The sequence below is a fragment of the Staphylococcus sp. IVB6181 genome (assembly GCF_025561445.1).
GTDB classification, from domain to species: domain Bacteria; phylum Bacillota; class Bacilli; order Staphylococcales; family Staphylococcaceae; genus Staphylococcus; species Staphylococcus simulans_B.
This window is the reverse complement of record NZ_CP095096.1, coordinates 409,163-426,903: the sequence shown is the minus strand read 5'-3', so window position 1 is coordinate 426,903 and position 17,741 is coordinate 409,163. Positions and strand designations below refer to the sequence as shown.

Here is a 17,741-nt window from a genome sequence, read left to right as displayed (position 1 = left end):
TCATTGAATTTTAGTCGTGTGGTCTTAATTATTTTTGATAATCATAAGCTGTGATAATAATATCTTTTAATTCACTGATTAATGGTTCTTTAGGGTTCGCTGTTGTACATTGATCTTCATATGCAAGTTCTGCCATACGATCTACTGTCGCATCTAACACTTCTTGTGTCACACCTTGGGCTTTAAGGTTCATTTCAATACCGACACTTTGGCCTAATTCATAAACTGCATCGGCAAGTGCTTCGACTAAAGCTTCTGTTGTTTTGCCTTTTAATCCTAAGAAGCGTGCGATATCCGCATAATCTTCGTCTGCTCTGAAGTAATCATATTTAGGGAATAACGCATGTTTTTGCGGATCTTTCGCATTATATCTGATGACATGCGGTAATAAAATCGCATTGGTACGTCCATGCGGAATATTATATTCTCCGCCTATTTTATGTGCGATAGTGTGACTGACACCTAAGAACGCATTCGCAAAGGCCATACCTGCTAAAGTAGACGCATTATGCATTCTTTCTCGTGCTTCAGGATCGCCGTCATTTGCGGAAGCTTTCAAATAATTAAAGACAATTTGTATCGCTTGAAGACTTAAGACTCTTGTATAGTCGTTGGCTAACACAGAAACATAAGATTCAATCGCATGTGTTAATACGTCCATACCTGTATCGGCAGTCACTGAACGCGGTACACTTAACACAAATTGCGAATCTACAATTGCGATATCCGGTGTTAATGAATAATCTGCTAAAGGATATTTCACATGTGTATCACTGTCAGTAATGACCGCAAACGGTGTCACTTCTGAACCTGTACCAGAAGTTGTCGGAATACAAACCATTTGTGCACGTTGTGCCGGTAAAATTTTATACGTACGCTTGCGGATATCTAAGAATTTTTGTTTAGCGCCGAAGAATGATAAATCCGGATGTTCAAAGAATGCCCACATGCCTTTAGCGGCATCCATTACAGAACCGCCGCCGATTGCGATAATGACATCTGGCTGGAATTCAATCATCAGTTCTAAACCTTTATATACTGTATTCGTAGAAGGGTTCGGTTCTACATCGCTGAATATACGTACATCAGGCACGTCTGTTCTGCTCGCAAGCACTTCTTGTACACGTTTGGCATAACCTAAATTTACCATGCCTGCATCCGTTACAATCATGACACGTTCAATGTCTTTCATGTGTGTTAAATACAAAAGCGAATTTTTCTCAAAGTAAATTTTTGATGGCAGTTTGAACCATTGCATATTATTTCTCCTTTTAGCGATTGTTTTGACATTAATCAAATCGACTGCAGAAACATTATGAGAAACAGAGTTGTGTCCATAAGAACCGCAACCTAAGGTTAAAGATGGAATCATTTCATTATAAATTCCGCCGATACCGCCTTCAGCTGATGGTGAATTAATCAATACACGGCATGCATTCATAAGAATACCGAAAGCTTTTTGAAGTGCTTCGTCTTCTGTATGCACTACTGCAGTATGTCCTAAACCGCCTAAATTCAACATACTCTCGCATAATTCTAACGCTTCTTCGCGATTCTCTGCTTTTACCATCGCAAGTACAGGAGATAATTTTTCGCGAGACAATGGATAATCAGGACCTACACCTTCAAGTTCCGCAATCAGCATTTTTGTTCCTTCTGGTACTTTAATACCGACAGACGCTGCGATTTCTGCGGCAGGTTTTCCTACAATATTCGCATTGACTGCACAGCGATCTTCACGCATGACAATGCTTTCGAGTTTAGGTAATTCATTTTTCTTCACAACATAACATTGATGGGCTTCAAATTCTTTTTTCACTTCGTTATAAATTGCTTTATCTACGATAACCCCTTGTTCAGATGCACAAATCATACCGTTATCAAATGTCTTAGATACAATTACATCATTCACAGCACGTTTGATTTTCGCTGACTTTTCAATATAGGCCGGTACATTACCAGGTCCTACACCTAAGGCCGGTTTACCTGTAGAATAAGCTGATTTCACCATCGCAGCGCCGCCTGTCGCAAGCACTAACGCAATTTTATCGTGATTCATTAATAATTTAGTGGCTTCCAATGAAGGTTGTGTGATCCATTGGATAACATGTTCAGGCGCACCTGCTTTGAGTGCTGCTTCATAAATTACTTCTGCCGCAAGTGTTGAAGATTGCTGCGCACTTGGATGGAAAGCAAATACAATCGGATTACCTGTTTTAATCGCAATCATCGCTTTGAAAATAGTAGTAGAAGTCGGATTGGTCGTCGGTGTTACACCGCACACTACACCTACCGGCGATGCGACATACGTTAAACCGCGTTGTTCATCTTCTTTGATGACACCGATAGTCTTGTTGTATTTGATAGATTCCCAAATGTACTCTGAAGCATAGAGATTCTTGATTGCTTTATCTTCATAGATACCGCGTCCTGTTTCTTCGTATGCTGCTTTGGCTATTTCCATGTGTTTATCCACAGCTGCCATTGCCATCGCATGTACAATCTTATCAATTTGTTCTTGATTCAACTTTGCTAATTGATGCAACGCACGCTGACCGTTATCTGCCAGCGTATCAATCATTTGTTGTGTCAGGTTCACTTCTGTTTCTGGTTTTTCATTCTGAGCTTGTGTTGATTCAGTCATTTCGATTCCTCCTCAAAGTTCAAATCCGATTGTTTTTAATTTGTGAATTATTTCGCAAACAGAATAGCTTAATTTCCTCAAAGAGTAAACGAAATTCTATTTATTTCCTTTCAATTTCCAACACTTTTGTGAACGCGTCATTTTATGAAAAACCGTCGAGATTAGCAACCATGCGTATGTAAGCGTATTCTAAAAATAATTTGCAATATAAAAAAACTTCATCCTGCACTTAAGCAAGATGAAGCCTGATTTATAGTTTGCGGATTATTGCCATTAAAATAAATTGTAACGGCAAACGACTATAAAGTGCCCATTTAGGCGGCTGTATATCCCCTAGCGGCAATTGTTTGCGTGCCATATAGATGTTAGCCGGAAAGACCGCAAGCAACAAGGCATTTATGCCTTGTTTGAATTTCTGACTTGGGCGTTTGATGAACAGTACTGCACTGATCCATAACTCGATGATGCCTGTCACAACTACTGCTGTTTTGCGTAAAGGCAAATACTTCGGCACAATACGTGTAAAACCTTCTAAACGTACGAAGTGCATGATTCCTGCTAAACCAAACAAGCCTGCCAAACCATAACGCATTACCTTTCTCAAGGAAGTCACCTTCTTCTTTTTATTTTCGATTTTATTATTTCATATTCACCCTGTTCTTAACAAAACATTAAAAACTTTTACAAAAATTCTGAATATTTAGTTTAAAATGTAACTTTTTGGGAATAGTAATTTTAGTCAGAATCATTCAGTCACAAATTATTTCGGCAAGGGGGTAGGCATATGCCTAAGAAATTATTTAGTGTGGATTTGAATAAGAAAATGGATCAGCAAGCGCATCCCGGACACAACCGATGGCATCCGGATATTCCGGCTGCATTTTCAGTTGAGCCAGGAGAGTCATTTCGTATGGAGTGTTTGGACTGGACCGATGGTCAAGTTTCAAACAATGACGACCCGAGCGACATCAAATACGTCAATTTAAACCGTGTACATGTATTAAGCGGTCCCGTATATGTAAACGGCGTAGAACCTGGCGATTTGTTAGTCGTTGATATTTTAGATATCGGTGCATTCCCAGAACATGAATGGGGCTTTAACGGTATTTTCGATAAAACGAATGGCGGCAGTTTCTTAGTCGACCATTATCCGAATGCTCAAAAGTCCATTTGGGATTTCAACGGTATTTATGCGACAAGTCGTCACGTACCCGGCGTAGAATTTGTCGGGTTAATCCACCCAGGATTAATCGGCGTTGCGCCATCACAAGAAATGTTGGATGAATGGAACCGACGTGAACAAGCATTGGTAGATACAGATCCGAACAGAGAACCGGTATTAGCCAACTTACCGGAAGAAGATGCTGTAGTGCTTGGTACGTTAGAAGGTAAAGATTTCGACCGTGTTGCTAAAGAAGGCGCAAGAACCGTCCCACCAAGAGAAAATGGCGGTAACTGCGATATTAAAAACTTATCTAAAGTTCGCGTGTATATTTCCCTGTCTTCGTTGAAGGCGCGAAATTATCTGTAGGCGACCTGCACTTCTCGCAAGGCGACGGCGAAATCACATTCTGCGGCGGAATTGAAATGCCGGGATGGATTGATTTACGTGTCAACGTGATTAAAAACGGCATGGAAAAATATCAAATCAAACAAAACCCAGCTTTCAAACCTGGACCAGTTATGCCGAATTACACAGATTACATTGTATTCGAAGGTATTTCGGTAGATGAATTCAGCGGCAAGCAGCAATATCTCGATGCGAATACTGCATATCGCAACGCGTGCTTAAATGCTATTGAATTCTTGAAAACACGCGGCTTTACAGGCGAACAAGCTTACATGTTGTTAGGAACTGCTCCCGTTCAAGGTACTGTTGCTGGTATCGTTGACGTTCCGAACGCATGTTGTACCATCGCAATCCCGCGTGAAATCTTTAAAGATGATATCGTCCCGAGTTTGGAGCCTGATGAGTAATGCCGAATTACACTTATGCATGTCCTGATCACGGAGAATTTACCTTAAATCAATCTATGAATGATAACCATGATTTTGCAGTTTGCCCTGACTGCCATCAAGATGCAAAACGCGTCTTTGTCCCATTTCATACTTCAAAGATTGATTCAAAATTAAAAAAGAGAATCGAAGCCGGTCAGGAACCGCGAATTGTTTCTAAAGATAAACTCCCAACCCAGCAGAAACGGCGTGTTCCGAATAACCGTCCTTGGATGATTTAGAAAAACCCATATAAATCAATGATACGAATTACATTGCATAAAATACCACAGCCCGATTTTATGCAAAAAAGAAAGCTCATATTTGATACAAAACAGGTACATTCGTCCTATCGTTGAGTAATAACCCTCCTCAATGAAATGGCATTCGATGTTCCATAAAAAAATGGCATAAGAAAGTTGCACAGATCAAAGCCCAATGATTAATTGAAGATGTTAGCGTGCAACCACACTGGATAATTTTAACCTATCCAATCACTGCCAATCACAACATTAACCTGTCACACACGTATCACCGTCTATTGTCTCCCCTTCGTTTTCGGTGATACGGACAGGTTTTAACCTGCAAAAGAAAGACACATGCGACCATTTTTTGGCGCATGTGTCTTTTATTGTCTATCAATTAAATGTTAGGTCCATATAATCTCGGTGTATGGTCCACAGTTTGACCTTCAATCAGCTGCTTTAATTCGTGCTGCCATGATTCTGGTGTGTATTTGCATTCCATTAAACGACGCATTAAAGGCACATTGTCCGTGTGATGATATAAGACATCATTCATTTCAGCAATCGACCATTTTGGACAAGGCCGTTCTACTAATTCAAATGTATCGCCTTGTTGAATACGTCCTTCTTCTAAGACACGGAAATACCAGCCTGTACGTCCTGTCTCTTGAATACGGCTGCCGAACTCTATCCAGCCGACGCGGCGTCCCGGCTTCCAGCAAGGTCTGCGCGGCTGCGACACTTGTACGAGTGCTTCTCCGACACGATAAATGTCCCCGATACAAACCGTTGTTTCATCCATATCAGACACCGATACATTTTCTCCATTCGTTCCTGCGTCGAATGTTGTATCAGGATATTCTTCTCTCCATTTCTCATAATGTATTACACTATAAGCAAACAAGGCTTTTTCAGGCCCGCCATGATGTTTCTTATCTCCGACATCATCGCCTTCTAATCCAGTATGAGTCAAAAATACCGGATTTTTCATCGGCTTTTTAAATGCAGCAGTCATCCATTGTTGTTCTAATTTGTTCACAGCATCCGCATGGCCTACTGTTTCAACACCGCCTGCAAACAAAGTTTCAATTGTACGCATCTGCTTCACCCTTTCTACTTTCCCTTGTCCTCATTGTAACTTAATTTCACTCTGATTGAATATAACTAAGACGCATTATGTCCTTCTTTGTTATAAATTTTAGGATAATTTGTATCTTTGTGATTTATTTTTCAAATGTGAGTTGAAGCATTTGCGAAATCGGCTGATTTTTACCATACTATAGATGAAAGAGATATAGCATAATGCGAAAAAGAGGAGTGTCAATAAATGAACCAAGAACAATTTGACAAAATTAAAAATGGTAAAGGATTTATCGCAGCATTAGACCAAAGCGGTGGAAGTACTCCTAAAGCGCTTAAAGCTTATGGCGTTGAAGAAAATGAATACTCAAACGACGACGAAATGTTTGACCTTGTACATGAAATGCGTACACGCATCATCACTTCACCTGCTTTCAACGGAGACAAAATCTTAGGAGCTATCTTATTCGAACAAACAATGGATCGTGAAATCGAAGGACAATACACAGGTGATTTCTTAGCAAGCAAAGGCATTGTTCCATTCTTGAAAGTCGACAAAGGTTTAGCTGAAGAAAGCGAAGGCGTTCAAGTCATGAAACCTATTCCTGACTTAGACAAATTATTGAAACGTGCTAACGAACGTCATATCTTCGGTACTAAAATGCGTTCTAACATTTTAGAAAACAACAAAGAAGGTATCGAAAAAGTTGTTAAACAACAATTCGAAGTTGCAAAAGAAATCATTGCGGCTGGTTTAGTACCTATCATCGAACCAGAAGTCAACATTCATTCAAAAGACAAAGAAGCTATCGAAGCGAACTTAGCTGAAGCTATCAAAGCTGAATTAGATAACTTAAGCAAAGACGAATTTGTAATGTTGAAATTAACAATTCCTACTAAAGCCAACACTTACAAAGCACTTATCGACCACCCTCAAGTGGTACGCGTTGTTGCATTATCTGGCGGTTACAGCCGTGAAGAAGCAAACAAAATCTTAAAACAAAATGACGGATTAATCGCAAGCTTCTCTCGTGCATTAGTGACTGACTTGAACGTTAAACAATCAGACGAAGAATTCAACAGTAAATTACAAGATGCTATCGATTCTATCTTTGATGCATCTGTAAACAAAGCATAATTAACAGTTAGACTGTTTAAGCGAATCTCTTATGAGGTTCGCTTTTTTCATGCTAAAAGCCCAAGGTACAAAATAAAAACTTATTTCATACTCTCGGGCTTTGTTCATTTATTTTTCAACTAAATAACGGTAAATATCATCTCGAACTGGCGTATCTAAAGCAAGATGCATTGTGACTACATCTTTGCCATCCGTTATCTTCGTTTGTGCTTCAGTACCCGGCATAAAGCGAGCTTTACCTAAATAATAGAAGTCTGTTCCTTCACCGTCTTCTTTCTTCACGAAAAGATACATTGGTGTATTGAGTTCTTGGTGTCGCATTACTTTTTGAACTTCATCAGAACTTAACTTTCTTGGTGAACGCGTGAACCATTTCAGCTCATTTTGATTAATGAATTGATCTTCATACGCTGTATTGTCGCTGATATCTTCACTTTTGTGATACGTAATGAAAATCGACAATGTATGATGTTTTTGTTTATAACCGTTAATAACTGCAGACTCATCTTTATCCCAGTTCATCACTTTCACAAAATCTTTTCTCGAATAACGTTCATACAAGATAAAGTCATTTTGATTTTGATAGACATGCTTATGTTTATATTGGGCTACTTCGATCAAATCATTGACGTGATGACAAAAGGCTTCATTTTTCAAGTTCATTTTAAACGGTTCGGTAAGGCCGATAAGATTAGTCTTTTTATCCCATTCAACCATCGGTGTGCCATATCTTTTATCTATATTCTTGCTGAAGAAAGTTTCATCTAATACCTTCAAACTGGTACGCACATCCGCTTCTTCAATTTCACTATCTCTATGTTGAAGCTTTTCAACTAAACGTTCAAAACTTTCATCTTGGCTCATCAACAACTCTAGTGCTATATAATCAGTATTCTTCAAACCTTTCGCTAATTCTTGAGAAATGAAAGTCAAATTCTTAGAGGCATTTTCAGGGATTCTTGTGGGAATATCTGTTTTCTCCACTAGAAATTGTTCATAATTCCCATACTTCGAAAGAATCACTTCTGGATCAATCGAATGTTGATGAATGAAATCCATTAAACTTGGCGTACGACCAATGCGTGCTTTCACTTCATTGAATGCTTGTAAAATCATAGCTTTCTTATTTAAAGTCGCAGATTGAATCGAATCAAAAATTCTCTTTTGAGCAACTTCTTCAAAATTAATTGTTGAAACGCCTTTTAATGGTGCATAGTCTGAAATGAATTTTCGATAACTATCTTTATTATGGGAATGGTCACCTGACAGTGCTATCGGAATCATATAGTTATTTTTATAGTTTCCAATGAAATCAATGACTGTCACAAAATCTTTATTCGCACTCTTGCGCAGACCGCGTCCGAGTTGCTGAACAAAGATAATACTCGATTGCGTACTCCGCAACATCACGACTTGGTTGATTTCAGGAATATCGATCCCTTCGTTAAACAAATCCACGGTAATAATGTAATTCAAGCTTCCATCTCTTAATTGCTGAATCACTGCATTACGATGTTTTTGCGAATCTGAACCGGTTAAGGCTTCTGTCGGTATGCCTTTGTCATTTAACTTTTGTGCTAAAGCTTTTGCTTCTTTTTTGAGGCTGACAAAGATTAAGCCTTTTAATTCATCACCAGAATATCCATAATAATGTGTTTTCTCTAAAATATATTTCACTCGGTCTTCAGATGCTAACAGCTTCAAATCTTTCGTATTATCACTCACAACTTGGCCGTCTTGAATATAATCTGAAACACCAAAATAATGGAATGGACATAAAATTTCACTTTCTAGTGCCTTTTGAAGTCTGATTTCATATGCCACATTATGATTAAATTGCGCAAAGACACTTAAATCGTCGCTTCGTTCAGGTGTCGCTGTCATACCTAACATAAACTTCGGTGTGAAATAATGGAAAATTCGTTGATATGTAGCAGCTGCTGAACGGTGTGCTTCATCAAAGACAATGTAATCAAAGGTTGTTGGGTCAAACTGTTGATAGATGTCAGGTTTTGACATCGTTTGAACTGTCGCGAATAAATACTTCGCATCCAAATGCTTCTCAGTCCCTGTCAATTTCGCAAAGTCCGCTTCATTTTCATCTGCCAACACTTTGCGATACGCTGCCAATGCATCATTTAAGATGGTTTCACTATGCACAACAAATAAAAAACGCTTAGGCTTAAATGCACGGACATCTAACGCAGACATAATCGTCTTACCTGTTCCTGTCGCAGAAATAATCAGTGCCTTATCTTCTCCTTGTGCACGCATTGCATCTAACCCTTTCAATGCTTCTACCTGCATCAGATTCGGTTCGATTTTAACTGCTTCATGTATTCTATTTTCTAACAGCGTTTGTTTCTGACTTTCTTCAAACAAACGTTGGGTCATTTGGGGCTGATAGACGTCTCGATATGCGTCAATCCAAGTTTCTGTTAAAGGCGTACTCTCTTCCCACAAGTCATTGAATTGGTCTTTCACTTTATGGACTAAGTCACCGTTTTGATGAGAAGATAATAAAATATTATGTTCATAATTGACCTTCAAAGCATTAGAAGTTAGATTCGAACTTCCTACGACTAATGTAGAATAAGCCTCATGATCAAAAATATAACCTTTCGCATGAAAACCTGAGACATCTGTCACACGTACTTCGACATTATCGAGTTTCATCAATTCTTCATACACTTTCGGAGTGTTGAAACCTAAATAATTGGACGTTAATATCTTACCTTTAACTCCGCGTTGTGCCATATCAAGCAAATGCGACTTCAGACTTTGCAGACCGCTTGGGGTAATAAAGGCGACTGAAATCATAAACAACTGACATTTTTCAAGCTCATCAATCAGTGTTGCCAGGACATTCTCTTCTCGATTATTAAGTACCAGTTTCGGTACATGATGTCCTTGATGTACAAGAGAACGATCAATAAACCCTTTATGAAGCGATTGGGTCAAATCATCAATTAAATGTTCCATAAGCATTACCCTTGTTCAACAAGCAAGTCGACTGCAGGAATATCTGCTGGCGCCCATTCTAATTGATGTAAATCCGCAGGTGCCAGCCATTGAATTTGGCTATGTTCAGTTAATGTCGGCATTGTTTTCTGCAAAGTACAACGATACGTTGTCAATTCGATAATCGCAAAATCATATTCATGTGTGGTAGTAGTTACCTTTTCTCCTACTTCTAAATCACATTTCATTTCTTCTTGAATTTCACGTTTTAACGCTTCAATATCTGTTTCGCCTTGTTCAATTTTACCGCCCGGAAATTCCCATAATAACGGCAAGCTCATTTGTTTACTGCGTTGTGCACATAAAATTTTACCTTGGTGTTCTATCACTGCACCTACAACTCTGATTAACTTTTTCATATGTATCCTCCGCTCACATAAATATTTCATTACTTATATGCAGGATCTCATTTTTTATAAAAGATTGCCACACAATTGCAGCAATTTTTTAATTTTTTCATAAAAAATAGACAGGCATAACCTGTCTAAACACGAGTGCTTTAATCTGTTTCCTTTGGATAGACTACTTCACCGTCATCTTCAAGAATCGGCATTGCGCCCCATTGTCCCAGCTTGTGTGGTGTTGCGATGATTTCTCCCTTGTTATTCTGCATAATATGATACACATCCCAGCCATGTGCAGCTAAATAGTTGCTGACGATGAGACGATGACAGCGTGCAGGATGATGTTCTGAACACATATATGCAACAGGTTTGCTTTGTGCAGTTTCCTCTAATGCTTGAATACCAGATTTAAAATCATCTGTTAACGTATAATCGGCATAATTATGAAAGGATTCATTCTGCCATCCGCTGTTTCACTCGGCTGTCTGCGTCCGCCTAATAACGGGATTTGCTGATAAGCGATGCCTGCTTTGCTCAGCCATGCTTTCATATTGTCATCTTTAAATTGCGGATGTTTGCGACTCTTTGTAAATGCACGTATATCCGCTAAAACCTTAATATCATGCGCTTGCAGCATCTCTAAAAAGGCAGCCTCATCATGATTAGAATGCCCGATTGTATAGATAACTTTTGTTTTCGTGCGGCTCATAACTTTCACCTCATACTTACTATAGCCTCAAATAGATATATCAACGCAAAAAAACTTCCCGAATGGACAGTTTTATGCTGATGACTATTCTTTCTCAATTCCTTCATGAATCATTTCGCCGATATATTTTGATGCTTGACCGTTTTCAATACTGCAGAAACGATTATAGAATGCATCGATTTTATCTTGATATTGTGCTTGAACTTTCGGCAAGTCTTTCAAACTTTCTGCTAAGGTATGCGGATCTGTACAGATAGGACCCGGCAAGTCGTTTTTATAGTCCATATAGAAACCGCGCAAGCCTTTATCATATTTTTCAATATCATAGGCAAAGAAGAATTGCGGACGTTTTAAGATACCGTAATCGAACATCACAGATGAATAATCCGTAATCAAGGCATCTGAAATCAAGAAGATTTCTGAAACATCATCATAGTTAGAGACATCTATCGCAAAGTCTTCATAACCTGTTAAGTCTAAGGCATTCGCAATCAGATAATGCATACGTAATAAGATGACATAGTCATCGCCAAGCTGTTCATAAAGGTTCTCTAAATCGATTTTAAGCTGGAACGTATACTTGCCTTTTTTAATAAATTCATCATCGCGCCATGTCGGAGCGTACGTAATAACTTTTTTACCTTCAGGAATATTAAGTTTCTCGCGAATTTCTTCGATATATGCTTTATCATCATGACGATTCACGAGGACATCGTTACGCGGATAGCCGATTTCATGAATACGTTCTCTATCCATCCAGAATGCTGATTCAAAGATTTCAGTAGAATAACGGTTCGGTGAAACTAAATAATCCCAACGTTCTGTTTCTTCTCTGAAATTACGTTTATAAGCAGGTGTTGTTGTACCCGGCATACGTACGACTTTCATATCATTTGCCAAACGTTTTAAAGGTGTTCCGTGCCATGTTTGAATATAAGTTTGGTTCGCTTTTTTATTCAAATACAATGGTGTTCTGGCATTTGCGACCCAATAACGTGCTTTAGAATACGCTTCATAGTATGCTTTTGAACCTTTTTTAACTTTTTGTGCATTACCAGGCACATAAGTTTTATCTGGATTTTTCAATACCCATACATAGTTATAGTACGGATAATACTTCTGCATATATTCATAAATATATTTTGGACTATCGCTGTAATTCTTACCGCCGAATGTTTCAAATACAATGGTTTGATCAGACACATTTTCTTGCTGGTCTGTTAACTGATACATCGAACGGTTTTTGTTTTTATTTCTCAGTACAATATTTTTTACATGGCGCAGCATACCGCGGTATTTATTCAATGAATAGGCAAAGTCAGGCTGATTAAGCATCAAAGCAAGCATTTCTATTTTAAATAATGTGCCGCCTTCATTTAACAATGACCATTTTGATTTTTTCGCAAGACGAATCAACGTATCTTGATGCGCTTTGTAATGCTTTATATTCTCTCTGTTCGCAGGGTCGAAACCTTTGCGGATTCGAGAAGACAATTTCTTAGTCATAAATTGGCGTACTTTTTTATTTTTGGTTTTGCTTATTGTTTGAAGGTAGGCATCCGCATAATCTTCGAATAACTGATCAAAACTTTGCTGCGTCAGCTGTTCAGTTTCAAACGGATCATAAACTTCCCCTCTGAAGTAGAATGGGAAACCTAAAATACGCACAAAGCGCTCTGCATAATTGATGTAATTCACAACAAATGAATTATCAATATATGTCTTCAAACTTTCATCGAATTCAATGTGATGTGCACGTACAATCGATGTTTTGAATAAAATATTACATGCAGTGTTCTTTCTTAAGAATGAATTCGGGTTTGTTTTCGTGTTCATATATTCTAATCTGATTTTATTCTGATCAATATATTGCGGCTGATTCAATGTAAAGTTATTAATCGGCGCAATCAGTGCATCTAAGCCGTTCACGTGCTTAAGATAATATTGAATCGCATAAGATGCTAATTCATCATCCGCATCTAAGAACATAAAATAGGGTGTTTGTACATGTTCCATTGCGACATTACGTGCATGGGCATGTCCTTGGTTGTTGTCAAAATCAATAACTTGAACGTTCTTGTCATAGTCTTTCAATGCTTCGTCTAAAATAGCTTTAGAACCATCATTAGAACCATCATTGACAATAATCATATCAAAATCTTGATTGCGTTGGTGTTTCAAGCTGTCGATACAAGCTTGAATATACTCTTCTTTGTTGTAGTATGTGATAATTACCGTTAACTCATTCATGGTATTAGGAACTCCTTACTTTTTATCTATGTGTTCTGTCACATTTCTACGCATAACGTTTTGTGATGCATATTATTTTTTTCACACGTTTTCTATTTTACCAGAGCTTGGAACAATGCTTCAAAATTATTTTTTGCGGCTTCTGGCGTCAACTTTTCCCGCGTGTGCACAGCTTTGAGCGGCTGATCTGCTGCCTGCATCATTGCTTGTGCTAATTGTTTTATATTATTGGGCTCTATTAAATACCCGTTCTCGCCGTCGATAATCACTTCATTCGGACCATAACGGACATCATAAGCAATCACCGGACACCCTTCATTAATGCTTTCCATCATCGCTAAACCGAAACCTTCATACGTACTTGTTAAGAAGGATGCCAGCGATTCGCGAAAGACTTGATTCGGGTCAGACGTGAAACTTTTGATTTCAACCTCTGTTTCCAGCTGATTGTCATTAATGCATTGTTCAATTCTATCACGTTCTGCCCCTGGCACTGCACCATAAAGCTTCAATTTTGTTGAATAACCGTTATCTTTAAAGGTTTTAAATGCTTTAACAATATGGTCGATTTGTTTTTCTTTAGAGAAACGCCCTAAATAAACAAACTGATCTTTCCTTTCAACTTCCTTCAGTTCACTCGCTTCGATAAAGTGCGGCATAACTGCAATCTGATTTTTCGGCACATCAGTTTCAGCAAGAATATCTGCTTTCTGCTGCTCTGTCAGCACTAAATAATAAGCGACGTGCTGAGGATTCAGAAGTGCTGTTTTGAATGACCCTTTTATGTTCCCTTCTTCTGTTAAATGCGTACTGTGAAAGACCATTAAACGTTTAATATCATGTTGTGTATCAAGCAGCGGACGATCAAGCAAACGCGCGTCATTAAAGACAATATCCCCGTCTTTGAATAACGCATTATAGAAATAAGCAAAGAGTGCTTTATCTGATTTGAAACTATGCGTAATACGCCCTTGATGCAGCAGCAAAATCGTATGTGCTTGATGCGGCTTGCTGGTTTCAAAGAATTTTTGGCAATAAGCATTGCCGTCCAAATCATACAGTGTTTCTGAAACTTTTATATTGCTTGCGGCTGCATAGCGGCTTTCTTTATGCAAATAACCGTACGGATTATATTCATAGCGGATCAGCTTATGTTTCGTATCTGGCGACATCATATCTTCAAACTTCACTACATCTGAGTCTTGGTAATACTTGCGATACATTAAAAATGTTTCTGTCTTTGCATCATAATAACGCACAACGTCGCCTTTTTTATTCGCCTTAGAGGTATAACCAGATAAACGAACCGGCTGTTCAGCATATTTAAATTCACGTTTAAAGCGTGTTTTTGGAATATTAAACAAATTAAAGCCAGACAGCCAGTCATAAATATTAATAACTTCGGTTGCTGAATTCAAAGTCCCCTGTGCTCTGAATTCTGATAATACTTGTGGATATTCTATGTTGTAATTCGTCGTTAAGATCGTTTGTTGAATCCCTAATTCTTCATAGAGAAACTTAATTCTCTTTAACAATGCTTTCGTCCTGCCGCCATGATCCGGAGGCAAAGTTGAAGTGATTGTATATAGCATAGTATCCTTCTCTCTTTCTTGATCACTCAATGATATTTTAAAAAGAATTATATCATGATGCTATTAAGTTTTGAAACGAACACAAAAAAAGCCGGCCTGCAAAGGCCAGCTTTTAATAAAATGGTTTGATTTATACAAGGCATTCTTCTTGTTCTAATGCTTGTGATTATCTTTGTCCATGAATTGTTTAATGATTGTGTTCATCTCGCTGATATTTCGGTTCTGACTTTGAAGCAAGTCATATAGTGCTTGCTGCTCTTGTGAATCCTTGTTCATGCTCGGTGCTGCTGTCGGTTTAGGATGTGCTGTATCCGACGCACCCGCAAATCTATAATAAATGTCTTTATGATGCGTTTTCGCATACATTAACAACGCCGCATATAACACATCATCTGAGTTGGATTGCTGACGCAATGCATTGTAAAGTTCGTGTGTTTGAGAGGATGCTTGAGACATTACTGCAGAATTATGCTGCGCTTGCGATGACTGTTTTGGCATATATGTTTCATGTGTCATCATAGATGATAAAGCATGTCCTTCAATATCGAATTTCGGCAAGATACGGTTCAGCCATGCCGGCAGATACCATGAGGCTTTGCCAAATAGTAATGTCAATGCCGGAATAATCATCAACCTTACCACAAAGGCATCAAACAGTACCCCGAAGGCTAAAGCCATACCCATTGTTTTAATCATCACATCTTCTTGTGTCACAAAGGCTAAGAAGACACTGAACATAATCAAGGCTGCAGCAATGATAACCGGACCGCTTTCTTTCAATCCTACTTTGATCGCATGCTCATTATCGCGGGTTCTGCTGTATTCTTCATGTACACGAGACATTAAGAATACTTCATAGTCCATCGCAAGTCCGAATAATATACCGATAACAATGACTGGCAAGAAGGCCAATACCGGTGCTGTTTCATGAATACCGAATAGTTCTTTCATAAAGCCGTCTTGCATCACTAATGTCGTAAAGCCGAGTGTGGCAGTTAAGGATAAGATGAAACCGAGTACCGCTTTAAGCGGAATAATAATCGAACGAAAGACGAGCATTAATAATACAAATGCTAATAAGACAATAATGCCCGCAAAGACTGGAATTGCGTCATTAAGTTTCTTAGACATATCAATGTTGATTACATTGGTACCTGAGATTTCAGTTAAGAAACCATATTTATCTTTTGCATCATCATTATAATCTCTTAAATCTTTTACTAAGTCATCTGTACTTTTGGCTTGCGGACCATTTTTTGGAATAACTGTAATTAAAGCATAGTCATTATGCTTGCTCATTTGCGGCGGTGAAACTAATTCCACATTGTCCATATCATTGATATCGCCCATAAGCTGTTTTAAATCCTTCTGCATAGCTTGCGGATCATCTTTTTTATCTTTCACATTGATAATCATCGGAATTTGACCATTAAAGCCTTCTCCGAATTTATCACTCATAATGTCGTAAGCTTTCTTTTGTGTCGTGCTTTCAGGTTTAACACCGTCATCAGGAATTCCTAAGCGCATATGCGATACAGGTACAGAAACCGTAACTAAAATAATCAAGCCGATCAGCACTGCAGCTAATGGACTTTTGACTATAAATTTAGACCAGCCGGTATCTGCTGATTTACGGCCTTGTCCTTCTACTTTAGGATGAATGTATTTATGGAATAAGCTGATCAATGCAGGTACCAGTGTCAATGCACTTAAGACCGCAAAGAGTACACTGATCGCAGACATATAACCCATAATACCTAAGAACTTAATACCGACTAAACCAAGACCGCAGACTGCGATAATGACAGTCAGTCCTGCGAAAATAACAGCACCGCCGGCTGTCCCTAGTGCTAAACCGACCGCTTTAGGAACACTGGATTCCTTTTTAATGATTTGTCTGTAGCGGAAGAGGATGAAGAGTGCATAGTCGATACCGACTGCTAGTCCTATCATTACTGCCAACGTCAATGTGACATTCGGTATATCTGTAAAGTGCGTCATAAAGCCGATAATACCGACACTTGTGACTAAACCAAGGACCGCAGAAATAATCGGCAGACCTGCTGCGACAAAGGAACCGAATGTAATCAGAAGCACAATAAACGCTACAACAATACCGATTACTTCTGACATACCGCCGACTTCGACATTGCCGCTCATACCATTGCCTGTCAATTCAGTTTGTATATTATGTTTATCTTTTAAATCATCTAAGTGATCTTTGACTTTATCTATGTTTTTGTCTTCAATGGATGTCATGCTCAAATCATATTGAATGTCTGTAAACAAGGTCGTTTTATCTTTACTGATTTGTTTGTTCTTATAAGGATCTGCAACTTTTTCAACATGCTTGTCATCTTTCTTGATGTCATCTAGTGTTTGTTTCACATCTTTCATGACACCTTCTTTAACGATGCCGTCTTTAGTATGAGATTTCATGACAACACGTATGGTTGCTTTTTCACTATCTATATCAAAATGCTTCTCAATTTTCTTATTCGTATCTATCGATTTCAGCCCGGTCATTTTGATATCGTTATCAAATTTCGGCGCGTTGAATGTCATCGGTACGATAACAGCCAACAAGACTACAATCCATGCGACTATAGCCCACCATTTATGCTTTGCGATAAATGACCCGAGTTTATAAAGAAAATTTGCCAATTCATTGCCTCCCTCTTAAATATACAGTATAGTTTATTCTACACAGTAGTATATTTATA

The 17,741-nt window shown here is 38.5% G+C and carries 12 protein-coding genes and 1 pseudogene; 3 read left to right on the top strand and 10 right to left on the bottom strand.

The features are described 5' to 3' along the window. Positions 1 to 28 precede the first annotated feature (28 nt). A complete protein-coding gene (gene adhE, locus MUA90_RS01805; protein ID WP_262587944.1) occupies positions 29 to 2,644 on the bottom strand; it encodes a bifunctional acetaldehyde-CoA/alcohol dehydrogenase in 2,616 nt (871 codons plus the stop codon). A gap of 250 nt (positions 2,645 to 2,894) precedes the next feature. After that, the gene (locus MUA90_RS01800) at positions 2,895 to 3,236 is read right to left on the bottom strand and encodes a DoxX family protein (RefSeq protein WP_262588786.1); all 342 of its coding nucleotides are present in this window, start codon (positions 3,234 to 3,236) and stop codon (positions 2,895 to 2,897) included. Between the two features lie 192 nt (positions 3,237 to 3,428). Here MUA90_RS01800 and fmdA point away from each other — a divergent pair. Continuing rightward, positions 3,429 to 4,621: pseudogene (fmdA, locus tag MUA90_RS01795) on the top strand (formamidase). Continuing rightward, positions 4,621 to 4,881, top strand: coding sequence for a zinc ribbon domain-containing protein (locus MUA90_RS01790; protein ID WP_105994117.1), 261 nt, complete (start codon positions 4,621 to 4,623; stop codon positions 4,879 to 4,881). The pseudogene fmdA and the gene MUA90_RS01790 overlap by 1 nt, the downstream one beginning before the upstream one ends. A 400-nt stretch (positions 4,882 to 5,281) precedes the next feature. On the opposite strand, the gene MUA90_RS01785 is transcribed toward MUA90_RS01790, so the two are convergent. Then, a complete protein-coding gene (locus MUA90_RS01785; protein ID WP_262587943.1) occupies positions 5,282 to 5,983 on the bottom strand; it encodes an MOSC domain-containing protein in 702 nt (233 codons plus the stop codon). 228 nt (positions 5,984 to 6,211) lie between these two features. Between MUA90_RS01785 and MUA90_RS01780 the strand changes: the two genes are divergently transcribed. Continuing rightward, complete coding sequence (locus MUA90_RS01780) at positions 6,212 to 7,102, top strand: fructose bisphosphate aldolase (protein WP_105994115.1); 891 nt, start codon at positions 6,212 to 6,214, stop codon at positions 7,100 to 7,102. Positions 7,103 to 7,210: 108 nt separating this feature from the next. On the opposite strand, the gene MUA90_RS01775 is transcribed toward MUA90_RS01780, so the two are convergent. From MUA90_RS01775 to MUA90_RS01750, 7 genes are all read right to left on the bottom strand, one after another. Then, entirely contained in the window at positions 7,211 to 10,084 is a 2,874-nt protein-coding gene (locus MUA90_RS01775) for a DEAD/DEAH box helicase (RefSeq protein ID WP_262587942.1), read from the bottom strand. 5 nt (positions 10,085 to 10,089) lie between these two features. Continuing rightward, positions 10,090 to 10,482 (bottom strand): (deoxy)nucleoside triphosphate pyrophosphohydrolase, encoded by a 393-nt coding sequence (locus MUA90_RS01770; RefSeq protein WP_262587941.1) that lies wholly within the window; start codon positions 10,480 to 10,482, stop codon positions 10,090 to 10,092. Positions 10,483 to 10,622: 140 nt separating this feature from the next. Next, positions 10,623 to 10,823 (bottom strand): hypothetical protein, encoded by a 201-nt coding sequence (locus tag MUA90_RS13940; protein WP_316959798.1) that lies wholly within the window; start codon positions 10,821 to 10,823, stop codon positions 10,623 to 10,625. Between the two features lie 65 nt (positions 10,824 to 10,888). Then, complete coding sequence (locus MUA90_RS13935) at positions 10,889 to 11,176, bottom strand: DUF488 domain-containing protein (RefSeq protein WP_316959797.1); 288 nt, start codon at positions 11,174 to 11,176, stop codon at positions 10,889 to 10,891. 84 nt (positions 11,177 to 11,260) lie between these two features. After that, positions 11,261 to 13,426, bottom strand: a complete 2,166-nt coding sequence (locus MUA90_RS01760) for a bifunctional glycosyltransferase/CDP-glycerol:glycerophosphate glycerophosphotransferase (protein WP_262587940.1) — start codon at positions 13,424 to 13,426, stop codon at positions 11,261 to 11,263. Positions 13,427 to 13,518: 92 nt separating this feature from the next. Beyond that, positions 13,519 to 15,018: a glycosyltransferase gene (locus tag MUA90_RS01755; RefSeq protein ID WP_262587939.1), complete on the bottom strand. Its 1,500-nt coding sequence runs from the start codon at positions 15,016 to 15,018 to the stop codon at positions 13,519 to 13,521. A 153-nt stretch (positions 15,019 to 15,171) separates the two neighbouring features. Then, entirely contained in the window at positions 15,172 to 17,682 is a 2,511-nt protein-coding gene (locus MUA90_RS01750; RefSeq protein WP_262587938.1) for an MMPL family transporter, read from the bottom strand. Positions 17,683 to 17,741 lie beyond the last annotated feature (59 nt).